The organism is Lentzea sp. NPDC005914, from assembly GCF_040629405.1.
In the GTDB taxonomy this organism is placed as follows: Bacteria; Actinomycetota; Actinomycetes; order Mycobacteriales; family Pseudonocardiaceae; genus Lentzea.
In genome coordinates this window covers 75,693-97,624 of the sequence record NZ_JBEXVQ010000016.1, presented here as the reverse complement: position 1 = coordinate 97,624, position 21,932 = coordinate 75,693, and the positions used below count along the sequence as shown (strand labels likewise).

General features: G+C 68.2%; 17 protein-coding genes. 6 read left to right on the top strand and 11 right to left on the bottom strand.

Annotated elements, in window-relative coordinates; genetic code table 11:
• Positions 1-3: 3 nt before the first annotated feature.
• The 5 genes from ABZ345_RS23275 to ABZ345_RS23255 all read right to left on the bottom strand — a co-directional run bounded on the left by ABZ345_RS23275 (position 4) and on the right by ABZ345_RS23255 (position 9,305).
• On the bottom strand, positions 4-4,842 hold the full coding sequence (locus tag ABZ345_RS23275; RefSeq protein WP_359852304.1) for a DUF4082 domain-containing protein: 4,839 nt from the start codon (positions 4,840-4,842) through the stop codon (positions 4-6).
• 355 nt (positions 4,843-5,197) lie between these two features.
• Positions 5,198-6,181: an NAD-dependent epimerase/dehydratase family protein gene (locus tag ABZ345_RS23270; RefSeq protein WP_359852302.1), complete on the bottom strand. Its 984-nt coding sequence runs from the start codon at positions 6,179-6,181 to the stop codon at positions 5,198-5,200.
• Positions 6,182-7,204: a Gfo/Idh/MocA family oxidoreductase gene (locus ABZ345_RS23265; protein WP_359852299.1), complete on the bottom strand. Its 1,023-nt coding sequence runs from the start codon at positions 7,202-7,204 to the stop codon at positions 6,182-6,184. It lies immediately after the preceding gene.
• A 14-nt stretch (positions 7,205-7,218) separates the two neighbouring features.
• Positions 7,219-8,712, bottom strand: a complete 1,494-nt coding sequence (locus tag ABZ345_RS23260) for a sugar transferase (RefSeq protein ID WP_359852296.1) — start codon at positions 8,710-8,712, stop codon at positions 7,219-7,221.
• Positions 8,713-9,089: 377 nt separating this feature from the next.
• Positions 9,090-9,305 (bottom strand): RNA-binding S4 domain-containing protein, encoded by a 216-nt coding sequence (locus tag ABZ345_RS23255; RefSeq protein ID WP_359852293.1) that lies wholly within the window; start codon positions 9,303-9,305, stop codon positions 9,090-9,092.
• Between the two features lie 90 nt (positions 9,306-9,395).
• Between ABZ345_RS23255 and ABZ345_RS23250 the strand changes: the two genes are divergently transcribed.
• Positions 9,396-10,079, top strand: a complete 684-nt coding sequence (locus tag ABZ345_RS23250) for a DUF2306 domain-containing protein (protein ID WP_359852290.1) — start codon at positions 9,396-9,398, stop codon at positions 10,077-10,079.
• Between the two features lie 279 nt (positions 10,080-10,358).
• On the opposite strand, the gene ABZ345_RS23245 is transcribed toward ABZ345_RS23250, so the two are convergent.
• Genes ABZ345_RS23245 through ABZ345_RS23230 form a run of 4 tightly spaced genes read right to left on the bottom strand, consistent with a single transcriptional unit; the run spans position 10,359 to position 12,979 of the window.
• Positions 10,359-10,775, bottom strand: a complete 417-nt coding sequence (locus tag ABZ345_RS23245) for an SLATT domain-containing protein (RefSeq protein ID WP_359852288.1) — start codon at positions 10,773-10,775, stop codon at positions 10,359-10,361.
• On the bottom strand, positions 10,772-11,974 hold the full coding sequence (locus tag ABZ345_RS23240) for a hypothetical protein (RefSeq protein ID WP_359852285.1): 1,203 nt from the start codon (positions 11,972-11,974) through the stop codon (positions 10,772-10,774). The genes ABZ345_RS23245 and ABZ345_RS23240 overlap by 4 nt, the downstream gene beginning before the upstream one ends.
• A 43-nt stretch (positions 11,975-12,017) precedes the next feature.
• The gene (locus ABZ345_RS23235) at positions 12,018-12,176 is read right to left on the bottom strand and encodes a hypothetical protein (RefSeq protein WP_359852283.1); all 159 of its coding nucleotides are present in this window, start codon (positions 12,174-12,176) and stop codon (positions 12,018-12,020) included.
• Complete coding sequence (locus ABZ345_RS23230) at positions 12,173-12,979, bottom strand: haloacid dehalogenase-like hydrolase (RefSeq protein WP_359852280.1); 807 nt, start codon at positions 12,977-12,979, stop codon at positions 12,173-12,175. The genes ABZ345_RS23235 and ABZ345_RS23230 overlap by 4 nt, the downstream gene beginning before the upstream one ends.
• A gap of 97 nt (positions 12,980-13,076) precedes the next feature.
• On the opposite strand from ABZ345_RS23230, the gene ABZ345_RS23225 reads away from it, so the two are divergent.
• Both ABZ345_RS23225 and ABZ345_RS23220 read left to right on the top strand, forming a co-directional pair.
• Positions 13,077-14,462 (top strand): SDR family NAD(P)-dependent oxidoreductase, encoded by a 1,386-nt coding sequence (locus ABZ345_RS23225; protein ID WP_359852277.1) that lies wholly within the window; start codon positions 13,077-13,079, stop codon positions 14,460-14,462.
• 94 nt (positions 14,463-14,556) lie between these two features.
• Positions 14,557-15,219, top strand: coding sequence for a Ku protein (locus ABZ345_RS23220; protein WP_359852274.1), 663 nt, complete (start codon positions 14,557-14,559; stop codon positions 15,217-15,219).
• Between the two features lie 69 nt (positions 15,220-15,288).
• Here the strand turns inward: ABZ345_RS23220 and ABZ345_RS23215 are convergent, their stop codons facing one another.
• Positions 15,289-15,975: a heparin lyase I family protein gene (locus tag ABZ345_RS23215; protein ID WP_359852271.1), complete on the bottom strand. Its 687-nt coding sequence runs from the start codon at positions 15,973-15,975 to the stop codon at positions 15,289-15,291.
• A 57-nt stretch (positions 15,976-16,032) separates the two neighbouring features.
• Between ABZ345_RS23215 and ABZ345_RS23210 the strand changes: the two genes are divergently transcribed.
• Both ABZ345_RS23210 and ABZ345_RS23205 read left to right on the top strand, forming a co-directional pair.
• The gene (locus ABZ345_RS23210; RefSeq protein WP_359852268.1) at positions 16,033-18,891 is read left to right on the top strand and encodes an AAA domain-containing protein; all 2,859 of its coding nucleotides are present in this window, start codon (positions 16,033-16,035) and stop codon (positions 18,889-18,891) included.
• A 133-nt stretch (positions 18,892-19,024) separates the two neighbouring features.
• The gene (locus tag ABZ345_RS23205) at positions 19,025-19,633 is read left to right on the top strand and encodes an LPXTG cell wall anchor domain-containing protein (protein WP_359852265.1); all 609 of its coding nucleotides are present in this window, start codon (positions 19,025-19,027) and stop codon (positions 19,631-19,633) included.
• 217 nt (positions 19,634-19,850) lie between these two features.
• On the opposite strand, the gene ABZ345_RS23200 is transcribed toward ABZ345_RS23205, so the two are convergent.
• Positions 19,851-20,594 carry a PIG-L family deacetylase gene (locus ABZ345_RS23200; RefSeq protein WP_359852262.1) on the bottom strand — a complete coding sequence of 248 codons (744 nt, stop codon included), beginning with the start codon at positions 20,592-20,594 and terminating at the stop codon, positions 19,851-19,853.
• A gap of 101 nt (positions 20,595-20,695) precedes the next feature.
• Between ABZ345_RS23200 and ABZ345_RS23195 the strand changes: the two genes are divergently transcribed.
• Positions 20,696-21,931: a glycosyltransferase gene (locus tag ABZ345_RS23195; protein ID WP_359852259.1), complete on the top strand. Its 1,236-nt coding sequence runs from the start codon at positions 20,696-20,698 to the stop codon at positions 21,929-21,931.
• Position 21,932 lies beyond the last annotated feature (1 nt).

Below are 21,932 nucleotides of genomic sequence, written 5' to 3'. Positions count from 1 at the left end.
CGCTTACCAGACGGCGAGCATCCGGCCGCCCGCTTCCCGTGCCACGTGCGTGACCGTCCTGCCGAACGACACCGGCCGCACCGAGGCAGCCGACGGCGTTCCGCTTGACGGCGAGTACACGGCGTCGACCCAGTAGTTCGCGTCGTTGCCACTCGTCGGGAAGCCACCACCGTTGCCGTACACGTACGTCCCGTTGGGAGCACCCGCCAGCGTCTTCGGCGCGTGCATCGGGCCGCGGTCCACGCCGTTGAACTCGAACTGGCCGCGCGTCACCGAGTAGTGCCCGTTCGGCGCGTAGTAGGAGACGACGTACTGCGTGTTCGCGGCGACCGTGATCGGCGTGGCGAAGTTCGCCTGCTGCCAGCCGCCGACGGTCTCGTTGGAGAACGTCACCGTGCCGAGCAGCGTGCCGGTCGAGGTCCACAGGTGACCGACGTGCGTACCGCTGTTGCCGGTGCCCTTGTAGAAGCGGACACCCGTGACCACACCGGGCTGGTCGACGGTGAATCTGACGCCGAGCTCGACCTGGCCGTTGTCGTTGGCGTTGTTGATGACCGGCGTCGCCGAGTCCGCGAACAGCGTGCACGGGCAGCCGCTGGAGTCCGGCAGGGCCGTGGTGAACGTCCAGCTGACCGAGCCGGTCATCTGGTTGCCCGCCACGTCCTTGGCACCCGAGACGGTCGCCTGGTACGTCGTGGCGTTGGCCAGCGGCGAAGCAGGAGTGAACGTCCAAGTGCGAGTTGCCGGGTCGTACGTGCTGCTGCCCGCGACCGAGGCACCCACGCCACCGGTCGGCACCAGGTTCACCGACGGCGTCGCCGGGTCGATCGCCTCGTCGAACGTGACCGACACCGAAGTGGTGGTCGGAACGCTCGTCACGCCGTTGGCGGGCGCGGTCGAGACGACGGTCGGAGCGGTGGTGTCCGGAGGCGCCACGTTGGTGAAGACGGCATCCACGTAGTAGTTGCCCGCCTGGTACGAGTCGACCGGGAAACCACCGCCGGCGCCGTACTTGAACAGACCGTTCTTCAACGACCCGTTCGCCGGGGAGTGCAGCGGCGCGTTGTCGACGTCGGCACCGAAGTAGTTGACGTCACCCGCGTACCGCCCGTTCGGCGCGTAGTACGACACGATGTAGGTGGTGTTCGCGGAGACCTGCACCGGGTTGGCGAAGGTCAGCTTCTGCCACCCGGTCGCCGTCTCACCGCTGAACGTGCCGGTGGCGAGACGCGTGCCGGTGGTGGACCACAGGCTGCCGGTGTGCGTGCCGGTGTTGCCGGTGCCCTTGTAGAAGCGGACGCCGGTGATCCAGCCGTTGGTGTCCGGCGTGATCCGCATGCCCAGCTCGACCGCGTTGGTGTCGGACACCGACGGGCTCGCCGGGACCACGCTGTCGTTGAACAGCGTGCACGGGCAGGCTCCGACACCGGACGTGGTGAAGAACCAGCTGTTCGTCAGCGGCATCGCGTTGCCCGCGGTGTCGCTCGCCTTGACGGTGACCGTGTAGGTGGTCGCCGCGTTCAGCTGGTTCGTCGGCTGGAACTTCGCCGTGCGGGTCGTCGAGTCGTAGGTCGCGGTTCCGGTGACACCACCGGTGACCGTCCACTGCACCGTGGCGGGGTTGATCGCCTCGTTGAACGTCGCCGAGATCTGGGTGGTCCTCGGGACGCTGCGCGAGTCGTTGCCGGGGTACGTGGCGGTCACGGTCGGCGGGGTCAGGTCGGGATCCGGCTGGAACACCGTGTCGACCCAGTAGTTCGCGCCACCACCGTTGGTCGGGAACACGCCACCCGTGCCGTAGCGGTAGACACCGGTCGCTCCGTCGGTGCCGTTGGCCAGCGCGCGCAGCGGGGCGTTCGCCACCTGTGCGTTCAAGCCACCGGACGTGGCGGAGTAGTAGCCGGAGGTCTGGTACGAGACCACGTACGTCGTGTTGGCGTTGATGTGCACCGCAGTGCTGAACAGCGCCTGCTGCCAACCCGCGGTGGTCTCGGTGCCGAACGTGACGGTCGCGAGCAGCGTGCCGGTGTTCGACCACAGGCGGCCGGTGTGCGCGCCGGTGTTCTGCGGTCCCTTGTAGAACCGGACGCCGGTGACGTTGCCGCTCACGTCGGAGCGGAACCTCATGCCGAGCTCGACCGCGCCGGCGTCGTTGACCGTGACGGTCTGCGGCGTCGCACTCTCGTCCCACACGCTGCACGGGCAGACACCGGGGTTGGCCGGCTTCTGCGTGGTGAAGCTCCAGGACGTGGTGCCCGCCATGGTGTTGCCGGCGGTGTCCTTCGCTCCCGTGACCGAGGTGGTGTAGGTGGTGTTGCCGGCCAGCGCGGCGGTCGGCGTGAACGTCGCGATCTTGTTCGCGGCGTCGTAGGCCACGCTGCCGGTCACCGCCTGGTTCGCGGCGTTCTTCATCGTCATGTTGATCGTCGCGACCTGCACCGCCTCGTTGAACTGCACGCTGGCGGTCGTCGACGGCGAGACGCTCGAGCTGCCGTTCAGCGGTGACACCGGCGTCGCGGTGGGCGCGATGGTGTCCGGCGGGGCGACGGTGTCGAAGACGGCGTCGACCCAGTAGTGCCCGCCCTGGTAGGTGTTCGTCGGGAACCCGAAGGAACCGTAGGCGAACATGCCGTTCGGGGCGGCCTCCGTCGTCGCGGGCGCGTGCAGCGGCGAGGCGTCGAAGGACTTGTTGCGGAAGAAGTCCGAATCGGACGAGTACCTGCCGACGGGTGCGTTGTACGACACCACGTACTGGGTGTTCGCCTGCACCTCGACCGCGGGGTTGAGCGAGGCCATCTGCCAGCCGCCCGCGGTCTCGTTCAGGAACGTCGCCTGGGCCAGCAGCTGGCCGTTCGCCGACCAGAGACCACCGGTGTGCGTGCCGGTGTTGCCCGCGCCCTTCCAGAAGCGGACCGCGGTGACCCAGCCGTGCGTGTCGCTGGTGAAGCGGGTGCCGACGTTGATGGCGTTGGCGTCGTTGTTCGCCTGCGTCTTCGGGGTCGACAGGTCCGGGAAGATCGTGCACGGGCAGTTGCTGTTGACGCCCACCGACGCGGGGCTCGCGTCGGTGTTGAGGCTGTCGTCGGTCGCCCGCGCCTGGATCGTCAGCGCGCCGGTGCGCGGGATGGAACCGGTGTAGGACCAGCTCTCCCTGCCGTCCGCGACGTGCCACGTCGTGCCGCCGTCGAGCGAGACCTCGACGCCGCCGACGCGACCGCCGGTGTCGGACGCGGTACCGGTGACGGTGATCGTGTCACCACTGTGGACGGTGCCGCCCGCGGCGGGTGAGGTGATGACGGTGTTGGGCGCGGTGCCGTCCGTGGAGACGCCACCGGGGATGAGCCCGGCTTCCAGGCTGCCCGGCTGGACTCCCATGTCCCCGAACAGGTTCACGGTCGCCTGCTGGATGCGCTGGTCGGTGGCGACCTCGGCGCCGTCGTGCTGGCTGTCGAGACCCCACGACCACTGGACGGTGCCGGCGCCGAACACGAGCGCGCCGCTGGCCGCCTTGTACAGCGTCATGCGGTGCGTCGCGTCGCCCTGGGCCACGTTCGTGCCGTAGTCCTGGATCTTGGCGTCGACCGTCTGGGTGGTCTTGGACAGCCGGATCATGTTCTTCGGCCGGAAGCCGTTGTCGACGTCCTCGTCCCACTCGTAGCCGAGCGTGTTGGGTGCGAGGGTCGCAACCTGCCCGGCCGACTGGTTCGCCACGGACGTGTTGCGCCAGAAGCGCATCTTGCCGTCGTCGGCGGGAACCTGGATCGCGTAGCTGCAGCAGTTGACCGTCCACAGCTGACCGGTCAGCGAGTTCTCCGGCCGGCCGCCGTCGGCGGGCGGGCTGAAGCGCGGGTCGCGCCACGTGCCGGTCCACGCCGCGTTCGGGTCGGACTTCATGTTGTCGTGGGTTTCCTTGTACGTCACCAACGTCCGGTACGGGGTGTTGGTGCCGTCGACGCTGTTCTCCCAGCGGGTCTTCCAGAAGACCTCGTTGCCGGAGAAGAACGCCAGGTTCACGCCGGCGTCACGGGCGGCCTCGACGTTGGCGCGCTGCTGCGACGACCAGTACTCGTCGTGCCCGACCGACAGGAAGATCTTGTGGTTGAGCAGCAACGAGGCCGAGCGGTCGGAGTCGATGCCGGAGATGTAGCTGACGTCGTACCCGTTGCGCTCCATGAAGCGGATCATCGGGTACTCGGAACCGAAGATGAAGTCGCGGCCGTCCGGCACGTCGGTGCGCGTCGAGAACGGCCTGTTGTAGCTCAGCTTCTGGGCGCGGCTGCCGTAGAAGCTCTTGCCACCCCACGTGTTGTAGGCCTGCCACGTGGTGTCGGAGGTCTGGAACACCATCTTCGAGCTGCGGGCGTCGTCACGCACCACGAACACGATGTGGTTGTTGATGTCCTGGTCGAGCCGCTGCAGGTTCGCGACGTACACACCGGACACCAGGTTCGTCGGCACCGTCCAGGACGCCGACTCGAGCCAGTTGCCGCAGTCGACCAGACCGGTGTTCGCGTCGCCGCCGCAGTTGGCGGGCTGGTTGCGCGGCGTCGGCGTGATCGAGTCGACCTTCCGGGCGCCCGCGCCGCCGTAGTAGCCCAGCCGCAACAGGTCGATGCGGTACGGGGCCGAGGTCTTGACCTTGAACTTGATGGTCTGACCGAGGTTCACCGACATCTGGGTGGCGAAGCCCTCGATGCTCGGGTCGCCGCCACCGGTGGCGTCCCAGCTGGTGTCGCCTGTCTTGGAGTTCTCGCACAGCACCGGGTTGGTGACCGGTGCGTCACAGGGTGCCGCTGACGCGACAGGTCCGAACACAACTGCCGGGACCAATGTCGCGGCCATGAAAACAATCAGCGCCAGAACTCGCGCAAGCACCGGATGGGATCTGGCACTCGAACCCCTTGGGGCGGTCATGTGTCGTCTTCTTCCTCTCGCGCCGCTCCTGCGACCCCAGCCATGTGGTCGTCGTCCGAGCGACGCGCTGCATCTCCCCAGAGGCGGGCGCGCCGACGACATTCCAATTGGGACGTCGAGGTGAGACCAGTCCTCGTTACACGTTTTGGGGTATCGATTAGGCCAAAAGTTCAACGGGCCCAAGGGTTTCCGTCGTTCTTGTCACTGTGGGTTAAAGCATTGCGACCGGATGAGACGGACGCGGCGGCCCGACTTCGCACAGTCAGGCCGCCATTTCGGACAGTCAGGCAGACTTCTCCGCCGTCTTCTCCGCGCGCCACCACTTGACGAGGTCGCGCAGACCGCCGTCCATCTCGATCTCGGGCTTCCAGCCGAGGTCGGTCGCCGCGGCGCTGATGTCGGCCAGACGGCGCGTGACGCCGTTGACCTTGCGCTCGGGGCCGTGCTCCAGCGGGAGGTCGGAGTCCATCGCGGCAAGCAACGCGAGGGCGAGCTGCTTGAGCGAGGTCTCCTGGGACGACGCGATGTTGTACACCGCGTCCGTGACCGGTGCCTTGGCGGCGAGGATGTTCGCGCGGGCGATGTCGTGCACGTGCACGAAGTCCATCGTCTGCGCCCCGTCACCGAAGATCAGCGGCGACTTGCCGTCAACGATTCGTTCCATCCAGCGGATCAGCACCTCGGTGTACAGGCCGTGGACGTCCATCCGCGGGCCGTACACGTTGAAGTACCGCAGTGCCACGTAGTCCAGGTCGTGCATGGCCTTGAAGCTGCGCAGCATGCCTTCGTTGAACGCCTTCGCGGCGCCGTAGAAGGTGTCGTTGTTGTACGGGTGGTGCCGTTCGTTGGTGGGGAACGACTCCGCGAGCCCGTAGATCGACGCGGACGACGACGCGATGACCTTCTTCACGCCGGCGGCCGCGGCGGCCTCGATGACCGTGAACGTGCCGTCGACCAGACATTCCAGAGCGAGCCGCGGTTCCTCGGCGCACTGGGTGATGCGGATGGCGGCGAGGTGGAAGACGAGGTCCTGGCCCTCGGTCAGCTCCCGCACGAGCGCCTTGTCGTTGATGTCGCCGTCGACGATCTTGACGACACCGGACTCCAGCGCGCTCTTCAGGTTCTCCCTGCGGCCGCGCACGAAGTTGTCCAGTACGACGATCTCGGAGGCACCCGCCTCCACGAGCTGATCCACCACGGACGACCCGATTGTGCCCGCGCCGCCCGTGACGAGCGCACGCTGGCCACTGATCGGTTGTGCCGTCATCTACTGAACCCTGCCTTCGACTTGTTGGACCGGAACGAAAACTCCGCCGGAGCGCAGCGACTCCGACGCGGCTTCCAGCACGGCCAGCACGCGCAACCCCGCGCGGCCGTCCGTGAGCGGCGGACGCTCCTCCGTGATGGACGCGGCGAACTCGGCCATCATCGTGCGCAGCGCCTCGCGTTCCACCAGCGCCGGAGCGACCATGTCACCGGTGCGGTAGGAGATCTTCTGCTGTTCTTCGGAACGGTCGACGCCGCGGTCGTAAATGGACAGTCGCTGCGCCGGATTGTTGTCGTCCCACACCACCGTGCGCTGCGAACCGCCGATGACCATTGTGCGAATCTTCGTCGGCGACAACCAGTTCACGTGCACGTGCGTGATCGCGCCGTTGGACAGCCGGACCGTGAGGTGGCCGACGCAGGCGACGCCCGCGCCGATCGGGTCCGAACCGTGTGCCGCGACCTCCACCGGCCGCACGTCGTCGGGCAGGATCGCCTCGAAGATCGACAGGTCGTGCGGGGCCAAGTCCCACAGCACGTCGACGTCCGGCTGCACCAGACCGAGGTTGATGCGCACCGAGTCGATGTACTGGATCTCGCCGAGCTCGCCGCCGCGGATGATCTCGCGCAGGTGCTGCACGGCCGGGGTGTAGGCGAAGGTGTGGTCCAGCATCAGCGTGAGACCGCGGGACTCCGCGGCCTCGACGAGCTTGAGGCCGTCCTCGAGGTTGGCCGCGAGCGGCTTCTCGACCAGGACGTGCTTGCCGGCCTCCAGCGCCGCCAGTGCGACGGGCAGGTGGGTGGCGGCGGGTGTCGCGATGGCCACCGCGTGCACCTCGGGGTCGGCGAGCACCTCGTCCAGCGACGCCGTGGCGCGCACGGTCGAGTACTCGCCGAGCACGCGCCGGGCCTTCTCGACGTCGAGGTCGCACAGGTGGCGCAGCTTCAGCTGCGGAGTGGCCTGGGCGTTGCGGACCAGGTTCGGTCCCCAGTACCCCGCGCCGATGACGGCAATGCCAATCACGTCTTGATTCCTCATCAGTAGGCCCCGTGGCCGCCGAAGACGGCGCGGAAGGTCTTCCACAAGATCACGGCGTCGAGGGCGAGCGACCAGTCCTCGACGTAGCGCAGGTCGAGCCGCACCGACTCCTCCCACGAGAGGTCGCTGCGTCCGCTGACCTGCCACAACCCGGTCAAACCGGGCTTCACGAGCAGACGGCGCCGCACGTCCGAGGAGTACTTCGCGGTCTCCTCCGGCAGCGGCGGGCGCGGGCCGACGAGCGACATGGTGCCCGCGAGAACGTTGAACAGCTGCGGCAGCTCGTCGATCGAGTACCGGCGCAGGAACGTGCCGACCTTGGTGATGCGCGGGTCCCTCTTCATCTTGAAGAGCAGCCCGTGGCCCTCGTTGGCGGCGGAAAGCCTGGTGCGCAACGCGTCGGCGTTCGTGACCATGGTGCGGAACTTGATGATCGTGAACGGGTGCCCGCCCTTGCCGACGCGCTTCTGGCGGTAGAAGACGGGGCCGCGGCTGTCGATCATCACGAACGCGGCGACGGCGAACATCAGCGGTGCCAGCAAGACCAGCAGCGCGAACGCTCCCACGCGGTCGACGACGTCCTTGACCAGACGGCGGAAGCCGCTCAGTGCCGGTTCACTCACTCGCAGCAACGGCATTCCGAGCACGGCGCTCATGTGCAGACGAGGTCCCGCGACCTCCATCAGACCGGGCGAGACGACCATCTCCGCGCCGGAACCCTCGAGGGCCCAGGCGAGCTGCTGCAGCCGGCGAGGCGTCCAGTACGCGTCGGGTGTGACGGCGACGATGCGGTAGCCACCGCGGCGGACGTGCTCGGCGAGCTCGCGCAGCTGGCCGACGACGGGCACGCCGTCGACGTCGGTGCCCGAGCGGCCGCGGCCGTCGATCGTGCAGATGGCGTCCACGCGCCAGCCCAGGTGGGCGACGCGCTTGGTGCGGTGGATGAGGTCCTCGACCGTGTCCAGGTTGCCGGCGGCGAGGACGGAGAGCAGGAAGCGCCCTTCCTTGCGGCCGCGGTGCAGCGGGCGGCGCAGGGCGTAGCGCATGGGAAACGCGACCAGGGCGATCGCGGGGACAACGACGAAGACCCACAGGCGGGCGCCGGGGATGTCGACGGCGAGCGCTCCGAGGCCGAGCGCCACGACGGCACCGAACAAACCCCGGCCGAGTCTTCGGAACTCCTCGGCACCCTGGCCGAGGACGGTCGGCGTCCACACGCGGTTGATCGCGAGCGAGCCGACGACGACAACTACTGTGAGTATGTCCAGCAGGGCAAGGGAAAGCGGTCCGAAGGCGGCGTGTCGCATGCTCATGACGGCACCGACGGCGATGACGACCAGGGCGATGGTCAGCACATCGGCGGTGATCACGGCGTAGCGGTAGCGGCTCTCCCAGCGGGCGACAGGTGGGTGCGTCTGTCTGTGTTCCGGCAGCGGAAGGAGCGTGGAGCGCAACCCGTCGACGTCACGGGCAGCGCGGACCTGCTCACTCATCGTTTCTGATCTCCCCGGCTCAGCGGCGATTCCGGACGTGCACGTACGCAGGTCACCCCGAGGACCTTGAATCTTCGATCTCAGACGACCTTCGACAACGCCTTCATCGAGGCTCGGCGGAAGAAGCTCGCAACCGATGATTCGCCCGTTGTGGCATCCGCGTTACAGACTCCGGAAAAAAGTTTCCCGGCGCCCGAATATCGGACGTGACGCGCGTCTCACCGTCTCGAAACCGTGGCGACGCAAGACGATTCCACGTGTCCACAAGGGACATAATGGTTACGTATAGCTCGCCTGATTCGTTCAGATCAGGTCTTCAGACCCTAGTCCGATCGTCTGCATATGTGCATGTTCTTACCGCTGAACGGAGCAATCCGTTACCGCCGAACGGAAATGCGCACCTCGTCACTCTCGACGACCACGATGTCACCCTCGCGCAGCTGTGCTCCGCGACGCAGCTCCACGTGGCCGTTGACGTGGACTTCCCCGTCCTCGATCAGCTCCTTGGCGTGCGCGCCGTCCTCGGCCAGCTGAGCCAGCTTGAGGAACTGCCCTAGCCTGATCGGCTCTTCGGAGATCTCCACCGTCCGCATGAGCACATCATCCCAGTAGGGCGCACCCCACCGCTCGCTCGGGGGCGTGCACCAGCGCATCCGGGTGAAGTCGTTGACAGCCTTGCGGTTATGAAAACTTCGAGGGGATACGTCGCCTGGTTGGCGGTGTCAGGACTCGTCTGCCTCGCGATAACGATCTTCGCGGCGAGCGCCTACGTCACGCTGGACATGAGCCGGGCCAGGCCGGCGTTGCACGGATCGGTGCACTACGGCCTTCTGGTGGCGCACATCTTCACCGGAACGGTCGCCGTCCTGGCGGGTGTCTCGCAGTTCTGGCCGCGGCTGCGCGCACGGCACCCGCGGGTGCACCGGGTGATGGGCCGCGTCTACTTCGCTGCGGTGCTGCCGTCGTCCCTGCTGGGCCTGGTGTGCGCCCAGCTGTCGCTGTACGGGCTGGCGACGTCGGGACCACTGACGGTGTTGTCGGCGCTGTGGTTCATCAGTGCCGTGCTGGGGTTGCGGACCGCACGGCAGCGCAGGTTCGCCGAACACCGCATCTGGATGATCCGCGGGTTCGCACTCACCGGCGCCGCCGTGACCGGCCGGCTGTGGGGCATGCTGCTCGGCGCACTCGTGCCCGCGGGGGACGGGCTGCTGACGTTCGCCACCGCGAACTGGCTGTCGTTCGTGGTGAACCTGCTGGTGGCCGAGTGGTGGATCCAGTCCCGGGGCTATACCCGGGCCTTGCCCTCCGCAGCGTTGAGCCCGAGCATTTCGAGCAGGTCAGCGCAGTCGAGCGCGTTCGTGGCGTGACAGGCCACCGTGCGCGCCGCCTTGCTGTTCTGAATCGTGCTGTGCTCCTTTTCCAGAGCTTTTGCCTCGGCGAAGGTGCCGGTTTCGGGCTCGGCGATCGCGGGACGCGCCCAAGTCATGTCGTGCCTGCTTCCGCATCGGGGGATGAGGTCATCATGACAACTGGGTGACCGAAACGCCAGATCTAGTGCTTTGAGTAATCGAGCACCCACAGAGCGTGTAAACCCGAGAAAGCGTTTTCCTGGCGCAATCTTGATCGATTGTCGCCAGGAAATGGCTTCACCGGCCGTACCGCAGCACCGACTCCACTTCGGTCACAAATGCGACGAGCCTTTCATCGTCCACATCGTCCGGTGTGGGCCCGTCCACCGCGAGCCGTTGCAGCGCAACAGAAGTAGTGGCGCTTTCCCTGGCCAGCCGCCGGAAGCCGAACGTCGCCTCGTAGAGCGAGAACGCCGTGGCGAGAGCCGCGAACGTGGTGGCCGCGAAGCCCCACAACGCCCTGCGCGGCCCGTCCGCCATCCCCACCGCCGCTGCCGCCGCCGCGGCGATGAACAGGCCGGCGGCGATCGCGACCATCCACGTACGAGCGCTGGAGTACCGCTTGCGGCCGCGTTCGAAGTGGTCGAGGCGATCCTGGAAGCGGTGCCTCAGGTAGGCCTCGACGAACTGGGCCTGCCGCTGCTTGTCACTCATGTCCTGACCACCTCGTGCTTGCGGTCGCTGACCGCGGCTTCCAGGTCCGCCACCTTGTCCTGGCGTTCTTCGTCGGTCGCCGGCGCGATGGCGGCGAGGTGGGCGAAGTAGAGCGCCCTGAGCCGTTCCGCGCGGGACCGTGCGGTGAGGTACTTGTCGAGCGACTCCCGCTTGCGCGCCACGATCGTGATGGCGGCCGCGAACGCCCCGCCCGCGACCACGAGCACACCGGGCCACGGCGTGTCCTTGAGCCACGTCTGCAGCGCGCCGAACACCGTCGTGGTGAGGCCGCCGCCGATCGCCAGCACGGCCATGAGCCGGTAGCGGTTCTGCTCGACGTCGGCTTCCGCGTCGAGCTCCTGGAACGCCGGCGCGACGACCTTGTTCGCGTCGTGGATCGCGTCGGCGAGCATCGGGTAGGCCACGACGAAGCCGGGGTCGACGAGCGGCCGCGGTTCCGGCGCCCTGTACCGGACCTTGGGCCAGATCCTCGGCGGCTTGACGGGCTTCTCCTTGCCCAGCAACCGTTCCAGCGCGGTGACCGTCTTCCCCGCGCCCTCGTCGACGTGGACGATGAAGATCTTGCCGCTGCGCACCAGCACCGCGAGGTCGCCCGTGAGGTCGCCGGTCGCGATGCGGTCCGCGAGGCCCCCGGTCCCGGCGAGCACCAGCAGCGGGTTGTCCGCGCTCAGGTGGTCGATGACCTCTCGCTCGTTGTCGCCTCCGACGACGAGGGCGATCACGGGCTTCTTGTGCCGGACGGCGTCGATGGTCCGGAACAGCACCGGTGTCGCGTCCGTCCACTCCGAACCGGGGACGATGATGGCGACGCTGTGGTTGGGTTCCAGCGCGATCTGACCGTTGGTGGAGGTTTCGGTGAGGTCGTGCACCTTGCTGCTGGGCGCAACACCGACCACCACGGGCCACTGCTGCTCACACGCCTGCAAAGCCATGCCCAGCAAGTGGACTACGCCTCTGTCCGTGCCTTCCGTGACGAACACCGCGCCGTTGCGCGCCGCCGTGACCACGACGGATCTGAGCACCGGCAACAACTTCGCGGCGAGATCCGTCTCGATGTCTTGTGTGGAGCCGAAGACCGAGATCACCGTCCGCCCCCGGGGCAGGCCGAGAGCTTTGGGTTTGATGTCGGCGTCCGGCTGGGACAGCCGTTTGACTGTCGGGCCGCCTGCAGTGGGCATGCCGCGCACCATAACGCCGTGATCGAAGCCAGACCAGAGCCGTTCAGACCCGGTCTTCGTCGTCCAGGGGAACTTCGCGCTGCTGGTCGAGGGCATCCGCCGGGTCCGCCTCGATCGGCGTGACGGGTGTCTCGACAGGGTCCTGCGGCACGACCTCGCGCTGCTGCTCTGCCACGTCCGCGTCGGGTGCTTCGGGGTTCATGCGTCGCGGTTTCCCCCGGCGCCGTTCCTCCACACCTGTCTGGCCAGTTCGTCGAGGTCGCTCAGGTCGTCGAGGACCGTCCCGGCCCCGACCTCGCGGAGGTCTTCCGCGCTGCTGCGTCCTGTGGCCACGGCCACAACCCGCACACCGGCGGTGGTGGCCGCGCGGACGTCGTGAGGCGTGTCACCGATGAGCACCACCTGGTCAGGCGTGAAGACCCGGATGTGCTGCGCGCGTTTCCTCGCGAACGTCACCAGCTCGGCGCGGTCCGCGTGGTCGTCCCCGAACGCGCTCACGTCCCAGTCCACGAGATGCGCGAGCCCGAACTCCTCCAGTTTGATCAACGCCACGCTCCGGAGGTTCGCCGTCAGCACGCCCTGGTGCACGCGCGGATCATCGGCGAAGTGCTGAAGTGCCCGCAACGCCCCCGGCAACAGATCGCTGTGGTCCGGGAAGTCCTTCCGGCGGCTCTCGAACGAGCTGGCGAGGGCGCCGGCCAGCAGTGCGGACGTCTCCTCGGTGTGCTCGATGTCGTGCTGGTGCAGGATCTCCGCGATGACGTCCAGCTCGGTGCGCCCGCCGAGGTCGACGGGCCCCTTCAGCTCCCGGCCGAACGCCGTCCGGAACGCCTCCCGGTACATCAGCCCGCCGAAGCCGCGACCGGCGATCAGCGTGCCGTCGATGTCCCACAGCACCAGCAGTTCGGGCCCGGTCACCGGATCACCGCGCCGCAGATCATCAGGTACCGGACTGGTGCGCTCACGCCTCTGCTCCCGCTCGTCTGCTGCCGCTCTGGGGCCCATCTGCGCCACCAGCCTGGCAGGCTCGCGGTGGCGTCGTGCCCGCACCTGGAGGCCCGGCCGCCGGACCGTGCGGGCTCACACCGTAAAATCCCTGCTCATGACCTCGATCGACCCCGCGGAGCTGGAAGTCTGCCTGCGCGTGCTTGCCCAGGTCGAGGACCTGCCCGCCGAGCACGACGACGCGGTGCGCGTCCGCCGGGCCACCGCGAAGATCTTCAAAGCCGCGAAGAAGTTCCGCAAGTCCGAGCGCAAGGCCGCCATCACGGCCAACGACCGGGCCGTCACCGCGCTGACCGCCACCGGGTCGCCGGACCGCATCGACGACGAGACGCAGGGCCTGCCCCTGGTGTCGAACGCGACCGGGGCGACCGCCGGGACGTTGCTGCGCGCGCGGTCCTGCTACACGTGCCGCAAGCGGTTCGTCGAGGTCGACGCCTTCTACCACAACCTCTGCCCGTCCTGTGCCGCGTTCAACCACGGCAAGCGGGACGCTCGCACGGACCTGACCGGCCGCAACGCGCTGCTGACCGGTGGGCGCGCCAAGATCGGCATGTACATCGCGCTGCGGCTGCTGCGTGACGGCGCGCACACCACGATCACCACGCGGTTCCCCAAGGACGCGGCGCGCAGGTTCGCGCAGATGCCCGACTCGGCGGAGTGGATCGACCGGCTCAAGATCGTGGGCATCGACCTGCGCGACCCGGCCCAGGTGCTGGCGCTCGCGGACGAGGTGGCGCTGCGGGGCCCGCTCGACATCCTCATCAACAACGCCGCGCAGACCGTGCGCCGCTCCCCCGGCGCCTACACGCCCCTCGCCGCCGCCGAGCACGAGGCGCTGACCGGGGACGCGACCCGGCCCGAGCTGATCTCGTTCGGCGGCCACGGCCAGCTGGCGTTGCCCGGCACCGCGGTGCCCGAGGCGCACTCGGTGACGACGCTGGCGTTGATGGCGGGCTCGAAGGACATCGACGCGGGCGGCCTGGTGCCGGACACCGCGGCGGTCAACTCGTGGATCCAGAACGTCGACGAGGTCGACCCGGTGGAACTGCTCGAAGTGCAGCTGTGCAACTCGACGGCGCCGTTCCTGCTCATCTCGCGGCTGCGCCCGTCGATGGCGAAGTCCCAGTACCGCCGCAAGTACGTGGTCAACGTGTCCGCGATGGAGGGTCAGTTCTCCCGCGCGTACAAGGGTTCCGGGCACCCGCACACGAACATGGCGAAGGCCGCGTTGAACATGTTGACGCGCACCAGCGCCGAGGAGATGCTGCAGGCCGACGGCATCCTGATGACCGCCGTCGACACCGGCTGGATCACCGACGAGCGGCCGCACCCGTTGAAGATGCGCCTCGCTGACGAGGGGTTCCACGCGCCGTTGGACCTGGTCGACGGGGCCGCGCGGGTGTACGACCCGATCGTGCGCGGTGAGGCCGGCGAGGACCTCTACGGGTGCTTTTTGAAGGACTACGCGCCTGCGGCTTGGTGACACACGCGTCCGAGGTACCCGTCGGACGCACCCGAACGAGCCCTTTCGTCACCGGGTAGGTCTATTCGACCACGTGTTCGAGTACCCATTTGTCATGAGAACTGTGTGGCGGGGAGCACTTCGGTTCGGCATGACGACGATGACGGTGCGGCTGGTGTCCGCGTCGACGGAACACCGCGGCAGGGTGCACCTCGTGCACCGCGAGGACAGCGGCCGCGTCCGGCACCAGCAGGTGTGCGGCGAGTGCTCGCTCCGGCTCACCCCGGACGACATAGGCCGCGGCTACGAGCTCGACGACGGCCGCATCGTGCAGATCGACCCGCGCGAGCTGCCGGCGCCGGAAGAGGGCGTCATCGACGTCCAGCAGTTCGCGCCGGTCAGCGATCTCGACCCGATCGCGTTGCACCGCAGCTACTACGTCGAACCGGACGACCTCGCGGTCCGCTCGTACGTGCTCCTGAGGGAGACTCTGGAGCGCACCAAGACCGCCGCGATCGTGAAGTTCGGCCTGCGCGGCAAGGAAACGCTCGCCGCGATCCGGCCACAGCACGGCGTGCTGGTGCTGCACACCCTGCTGTGGCCCGACGAGGTCCGCGAGCCGCACTTCGCGTTCCTGCACCGCGACACCGAGGTCCGCACGGGCGAGTTGGCCGCGGCGGCAGCGCTGGTGCGGGCGCAGACCCGCCCGTTCCGGCCGCACGACTACCCGAACGCGCACCACGAAGCCTTGCTGCAGCTGGTGGAAGCGAACGCATAGCTCCTGGCGGTGCGGGCGGCCGACCCGCGTATCGGGGATAACGCGGGTCGTCCGCCCGTGCCACCAGGACTACCAGTTCGCGGGCTCGGCCAACGCGTAGCTCGTCGCGACGCGGTGGTGGTCGTGGTAGATCGACAGCGTGGACTGACCGGCGGGCTTTCCGTCGCGCCACGCCGTGCAGTAGATGCCAGACGACCACCGCATGGTCTTGGACGTCTTGGGCAGCACTGTCTGCGTGCGCGACACGACGCGGGTGCCGTTGATCCACACCTCGAACTTGCCGGTGTCCTTCGCCAGCTTGAACCGCGTGACGATCCGGGTCCACTCTCCGCGCTTGATCTTGCCCGCCGTCCCGGAGATGCCGCCGGAGCCGCCGTAGCGGATCTCGTCGTTCTGCACGAACATCAGCAGCCACGGACCCTCGGGATCCTCCGGTGACCACTGCTGGAACGTCACGTTCTGGTTGTGGTACTGCCAGTTCGCCGGAAGCATGATCGCCTGGCCGTAGTAGCGGTCCTGGCCGACCGACTGGGCGCCGCGGTCGATCGTCTCCGAGTGGTAGCCGCCGGTCTCGCCGATGTAGGTCTGCTTGGCCTCGATGGCCGTAGACCCCTTGTACTTCACGTTCGTGACGTCACGGATGACGCCGTCCTTCTGCGTGTAGTGGTAGTCCCAGCCGTTCAGCGTGCCTTCGTTCTGGAAGTCCACGCCGGGAGGGGGAGCCACGAGCAAAGCCGCCATGAGCAGGGGGAGCATGAAACGCCTTCCACGGGTGCCATGCGGCGGCTGGCTCGGACATTAGCATCACTGTCCATGCTCGCCAGCCCGTTGGACCTCGTCGACCTGCTCGAGTGCGAGCACCGCAGCTACCTGGCGCGCGACGAAAGAGACGGCGGCACCACCGAACTCGAGGCGCAGGCCGCCCGCACGGCCACCGAGATGCGCTCTGGCGCCGAACTGATCGAGAACGCTCTCTTCTTCGACGGCGTCTTCCACTGCACGGTGCCGACCTTGGTCCTCACTTCGAACGGCTACGAGCCCTGCGCCGAGGAAGCCACGCCAGAGGCCGTCCTCAGCCTCACCGCCGCCGCTGAGGCGATCGAGGCCGAGCGCGCGCACCTCGTCATCGACGGCAAGCGCACGACGTTCCGCGTCGCCGACTTCACCCCGCTGCTGACCAGGCTCAAGACCCGGCTCGCAAAGCCCGGGCCTGCTCCGAAGCGATCGTGGGGCGACGTCAGGGCAGCGTGCAACGGCTGCCGCTTCGCCCGCCACTGCGCTTCGGGCCGCGAAGAGGCCCGTGACCTGTCGCTCGTCGCCGGACTGCGGTCCGACCAGCGCCGGAAGCTGGTTTCGGCCGGCATTGAGACCATCGACGCGCTCGCGGCCACCGAGCAGCGGCCCGCCACCCTCTCCCCCGCGAGCTTCACCGCGTTGACCGCGCAGGCCCGGTTGCAGGTGCAGCAGGAACGCACCGGCGTCACCAGTTACGAGGTCGTCGCGCCGGAAGCGTTGCAGCACCTGCCCGAGCCGCAGGAGGACGACGTCTTCCTCGAGGTCGACGGCGACACGTTCCGCACACCCGGCTGGGAGGGCACGTTCGCGGAGTTCGTCGACCGCACGCCGACGGGCGCGGTCTACCACTTCACGCCGCACGACCTGCCGGTCCGAGCGGCACGGACCGCGACCAGGGAGTCCGAAGTGGACGAGCTGGTGCGGCGCTGCGTCGATCTGGGCGCGCTGACCCGCCGAGTGCTGCGGATCTCCACGCGGGAGTACACGCTGCAGGCCCTGAAACCGTTGCTGCAGGACGAAGTCCCGACGCGAGGCGTGCGAGACCTGCTGGAGAAGATCAAGCGGGAGAACGGCGTCGAGACCGCGGTGCGCGAGGAACGCGACGAGGCCGCGCTGGAGAAGGCGGCGGAGCGGGCGCGCAGGATGGCGGCGCTGACCGAGCCGTTGATCGCGGAGGGCCACACGTTGTTCGCGGCCACCGTCGGTTACCACCGGCGCGAGGCAAGTCCCGCGTGGGGTGACTTCTTCCGGCAGGCCAGCGCGCCCATCTCGGATCTGGAGACCGACTCCAACTGCGCGGTGCCGATCACGCTCAAGGCCGAGGACTGGGTGCCGCCGAGCGGGCGGATCCGCACCCTCAAACGGCAGGTGCACGCGCGGATCGACCCGGAGCGGCCGCACCCGTTCGGCAAGGACGAGCAGGTCAGGCTCCTCTACCCCGGCAACGTCACGCGCAACGCCGTGGTGTCGGACGACAACCCGTACGAGCTCGTCGTCACCGAAAGCACCTCGCAGGAGCACGCCGAACTGCCGATCGCGGTCCTGCCGGGCAGTCCGGTTCCCGCGTCACCGAAGGACGAGGCGGTCGCGGAACTCGCGGACCAGGCCGTGCACCTGCTGCCGCTGCTCCCCCGCAACCCCGGCATCGACCTGCTGCTGCGCACGCCGCCGGGGCCGTTGCCGCAGCACCCGGACGTCGTGCAGGCGGTCATCAAGGCCGTCGACCAGCTCGACGGCGGCACGCTCGCCGTGCAGGGACCGCCCGGCGCCGGCAAGACGTACCTCGCGACCAAGCTCGTCAAGCACCTGATCGACCAGGGCAAGACGGTCGCGGTGACGTCCACGTCGCACAAGGCCGTGGAGAACGTGCTGCACTCGGCTGACCCCGGCATCCCGATGGCCAAGCGCCCCAAGGGAAAGCCCGAAGAAGGCCTGCCGTGGGACCAGCCGAAGGACAACGGCGCGCTGGCACGGTGGCGCGAGGAACACCCCGAAGGACACCTCGTCGGCGGCACCGCGTGGACGTTCTCGAACGCCGTGATCAAGGCCCGGCCGTTCGACGTGATGATCATCGACGAGGCCGGCCAGTTCGCCCTCGCCGATGCCGTGGCAGTGGCCACCGCCGCGAAGAACCTGGTGCTGCTGGGAGATCCGCAGCAGCTGCCGCAGGTCGTGCAGGGCGTGCACCCGCCGGGATCGGACGCGTCCGCCCTCGGGCACCTGCTCGGCGACGCGGACGTCATCCCCGACCATCTGGGCTACTTCCTGGCCGAGACGCGCCGCATGCACCCGGCGGTCTGCAAGCCGGTGTCCGAGCTTTCCTACGCCGGACTGCTCCATTCGCACGAAACTGCCCATAACCGATCCATTGAGGGCATCGAGCCCGGCATCTACCTGCGCGAGGTCGACCACCGGCACAACATCACGTCGTCGACCGAGGAAGCCGACGCCGTGGTCGACACCGTGCGGCGGATCGTCGGTCGTACTTGGACGGACAACGGCAGCACGCGCGAGCTGACCGCGGCGGACGTTCTGGTCGTCGCGCCCTACAACCTGCAGGTCCGGATCATCCGGAGACGCCTGGCAGATGCGGGTTTCGACGAAACGCGGGTGGGCACAGTGGACCGCTTCCAGGGCCAGGAGGCACCCGCGGTCATCATGTCCATGACGTCGTCGTCCACCGTGGACCTGCCGCGTGGCCTGGACTTTCTTTTGTCACGTAACAGATTGAACGTGGCACTCTCGCGTGCCCAGACGCTCGCCGTGATGATCTGCTCGCCACGCCTGCTGGATGCGGACGTCCGAGGCGTCGAACAGATGCGGCTGGTGGCCGGAGTGATCGCCCTAACAGAAAACATGAGGATCTTTCCGTGGTGACATCTCACCGTTGTCATACGGTGACCTTTCGAGCGCTCTGTGTTGCTAACGTGGCGCGGTTCACCCAGTCGGGTGATCAAGAAAGTGAATGTGCTCGATCCGCCACGCACCAACCAGAGCAGGAGAAGATCCGTTGGCAAGTAGAGTTCTCGGCGCGTTCGTGGTGACTGGCACCGCTGCACTGGCCACCCTGGTGATGGCCACCCCCGCAAGCGCGCACACCGCTGACGGGTTTGCGCAGTGCGACGGCAAGGACGCCATCCTCCACGTGAACCTCACCCAGTTCGCGCCCGAGAAGAAGAACACCGTCGTGATCATGGACGGTGACCAGGTCCTGGTTCCCACCGAGAAGTTCGGCACGTCGTGGACCGTGGACAAGAAGGGCTTGGACGGCAAGGTCGCTCACACCTTCACCGTCGATGTGAAGGCGTACGACACCGACAAGTCGAAGAACAAGAACTACGACAAGCACTTCACGTACACCACCGTGGTGTGCGACAAGACGCCGCCGAAGCCGGAGCAGCCTCAGCCGCCGGTTCCTCAGCAGCCGCAGCCGCCGGTGGAGACGACCACGGAGACGCCCTCGTCCTCCGTGACGCCGCCGGCCCCTGGTGGTAGCACGCCGGAACCGCCGCTCGCGGCGACCGGTGCGTCCCCGGGCTGGCTGCTGCTCTCGGGTCTGGGTCTCGTCGGCGCCGGTGCCGGCACCCTGCTGTTCCTGCGCCGCCGCCGCAGCGCGTGAACTAGTGGTGTGGCACGGAACGTTGCCGTGGGAATTCGCGGTCAGACGGGTGCATCGTGGTGCCGCCCCCGCGTCCTCATACTGGACGTATGGGGGCGTGGGGGCGGTGCCGCGAGGCGCCCTGCTGAGCGTGAATTACCTCGCCAACGGGCCGGGCCGCGCCACTAGCTGAAGCACTAAACGGGGGCGGTCTCACGGGCCGCCCCCGTTTTTGTTGCTACAGATCCAAAGGAGTCGCGGGACCCTCGCCGTGGTGGACGAACCACTCGGTGCCGAACGGCAGGGCGAAGGTCTCGTCGTCCAGCGCCAGGAAGAACGACTGCTCGGTGATCTGCGAGGCGTGCGCGCGCATCGCCGCCCGCTTCACGTCGAGGTACTTCGAGACGTCGACCCCGGCGGTGATCTCCGACTCCGGCACGGCGTCCTCCATCACCGGCGGCTCCTCCATGCCGGCGCGCCGGAACGCCTCGCGGAAGTCGGTCTCCTTCACCTTCGCCTGGTACACGGGCGTTCCGGCGATCTCGGCGGCCCGCGCGCCCACCCGGTGCACCTGGATGTGGTCCGGGTGGCCGTATCCGCCATAGCTGTCGTAGATGGTCAACGCCGAAGCGTCCTCTTCCGCCAGCAGGGCAGCGAGTTTCTGAGCCGCTTCTTCGACATCAGCCGTCCAGAACGAGCCGGGGCGCGAGTTCAGCTCGTCGCCCATCATCCCGGAGTCCAGGTATCCCAGGAACTCCACGCGTGCCACGCCCAGCAGGTCGGCCGCCGCGTACGTCTCCGACACACGGCGTTGCCAGAGCTCCTCGCCCGGCTCCAGGGAGTCCGGGATCTCGCCGGCCTCGCCGCGGGTCGCGACGACGAGCACGACGCGGTGTCCCTCCTCGAACGCCTTGCGCATCACGCCGCCCGTGAGGATGCACTCGTCGTCGGGATGCGCGTGGAACGTCACCAGTGTTGCCATGCTCGCGACGTTACCCGCGGGTGGAACTTCGCCATTCCCTCAGGCGCTTGCCGCTCCCTACCGTGGGGTACGAGTCCCTAGGGCCGCAGGGGAGGTTTGTCGTGCGCGTGCTGGGCACGGTCGCGTTCTCCGCTGCCCACGCACGGGCGGTCCTCCCCCTCGTCACGATGCTCGGTGAGCTGGGTCACGAGGTGCTGGTGGCTGGCCCCGAGTCCGTGCTGGCCGGGTTCACCGGCGAACCCGTCCGGACCGCCGCGGTGGTGCCCGAGGTGTGCGACCAGCTCGTGGACCTGTTGCAGGGAGAGGTGCTCACGCTCCCACCGGACTACGACCCGTTCGCCGACGAGATGATCGTCGAGTTCGCCGCGGGGCCGCACATCCGCGGCGCGGTGCAGGCCCTGCTCCCCGTCGCCGCCGACTTCCGGCCGCATCTCGTGCTGCGCGCCGGGATCGAGTTCGCCGGAGTGCTCGTCGCGGAACGACTCGGCGTGCCGCACGTGGCCGCACCGACCGGCGTCGGCCAGTACATGGACCGCCTGACGTTGCTGAACGCGCTGAACGAACGCCGCGCGGAGCTCCGTCTGCCGCTGCACGAGTCGCTCGATTCAACCCACCGGTACGGCCGGTTGGACGCCGTCCCTCCTGGATACTCCTTTGCCCGCCAGCCGATGCCCGCGGCGTTCGCCTACCAGCAGCCCTCGCACCACAGCGCCGGTGAACGGCTTCCGCAGTGGCTCGCGGATCTCGACCCGGAGAGGCCGCTGATCGTCGCGTCGACCAGCACGTCCGGCGGGGTGTTCGCGACCGAGAGCGCGTTGCGGCTCTTCGACCTCGACGCCGTCCCGGACCAGGTCCTGCGCCACTCTCCCCTGGCGCACCTGGAAACCCTCGTCCACGGACTGTCCAGGGTGGACTGCGAGGCGGTGGTGCTGACCGGCGGGCTGCCGGTCGAGGCGCAGGCCGCCAACGTGCACCTCGTCGAGTCGATGCCGCAGGCCCTGCTCCTGCAGGTCGCGGATCTCCTCGTGTCGCACGGCGGCTACAACTCGATCCGCGAGGCGATGCGGGCCGGCATCCCCACCGCGGTGCTCCCCGTGCTGCACGACCAGATGCACAACGCGCACCGCGTCGGTGAGCTCAAGCTCGGCGTGCGGGTGCACGACTTCCACGCCGACGCGGTGACCGAGGCCTGCCACCGCATTCTCGGCGACCTGGAGATCCACGCCACGGTACGACGGGCTCAGCGGCACCTGCTGGGACTGCCGTCGATCCGGGCGGTGGCCGGATATCTGGAGCGGATCGCGCAGCGCAACCGGAAGCTGACCGTCACCTGGTGAC

Excerpts from the sequence above, each read along its gene's own strand:
- ABZ345_RS23275 (WP_359852304.1), bottom strand. The coding sequence starts at position 4,842 with ATGGCCGCGACATTGGTCCCGGCAGTTGTGTTCGGACCTGTCGCGTCA.
- ABZ345_RS23270 (WP_359852302.1), bottom strand. The coding sequence starts at position 6,181 with ATGACGGCACAACCGATCAGTGGCCAGCGTGCGCTCGTCACGGGCGGC.
- ABZ345_RS23260 (WP_359852296.1), bottom strand. The coding sequence starts at position 8,712 with ATGAGTGAGCAGGTCCGCGCTGCCCGTGACGTCGACGGGTTGCGCTCC.
- ABZ345_RS23255 (WP_359852293.1), bottom strand. The coding sequence starts at position 9,305 with ATGCGGACGGTGGAGATCTCCGAAGAGCCGATCAGGCTAGGGCAGTTC.
- ABZ345_RS23250 (WP_359852290.1), top strand. The coding sequence starts at position 9,396 with ATGAAAACTTCGAGGGGATACGTCGCCTGGTTGGCGGTGTCAGGACTC.
- ABZ345_RS23245 (WP_359852288.1), bottom strand. The coding sequence starts at position 10,775 with ATGAGTGACAAGCAGCGGCAGGCCCAGTTCGTCGAGGCCTACCTGAGG.
- ABZ345_RS23240 (WP_359852285.1), bottom strand. The coding sequence starts at position 11,974 with ATGCCCACTGCAGGCGGCCCGACAGTCAAACGGCTGTCCCAGCCGGAC.
- ABZ345_RS23235 (WP_359852283.1), bottom strand. The coding sequence starts at position 12,176 with ATGAACCCCGAAGCACCCGACGCGGACGTGGCAGAGCAGCAGCGCGAG.
- ABZ345_RS23230 (WP_359852280.1), bottom strand. The coding sequence starts at position 12,979 with ATGGGCCCCAGAGCGGCAGCAGACGAGCGGGAGCAGAGGCGTGAGCGC.
- ABZ345_RS23225 (WP_359852277.1), top strand. The coding sequence starts at position 13,077 with ATGACCTCGATCGACCCCGCGGAGCTGGAAGTCTGCCTGCGCGTGCTT.
- ABZ345_RS23220 (WP_359852274.1), top strand. The coding sequence starts at position 14,557 with ATGAGAACTGTGTGGCGGGGAGCACTTCGGTTCGGCATGACGACGATG.
- ABZ345_RS23215 (WP_359852271.1), bottom strand. The coding sequence starts at position 15,975 with ATGCTCCCCCTGCTCATGGCGGCTTTGCTCGTGGCTCCCCCTCCCGGC.
- ABZ345_RS23210 (WP_359852268.1), top strand. The coding sequence starts at position 16,033 with ATGCTCGCCAGCCCGTTGGACCTCGTCGACCTGCTCGAGTGCGAGCAC.
- ABZ345_RS23200 (WP_359852262.1), bottom strand. The coding sequence starts at position 20,594 with ATGGCAACACTGGTGACGTTCCACGCGCATCCCGACGACGAGTGCATC.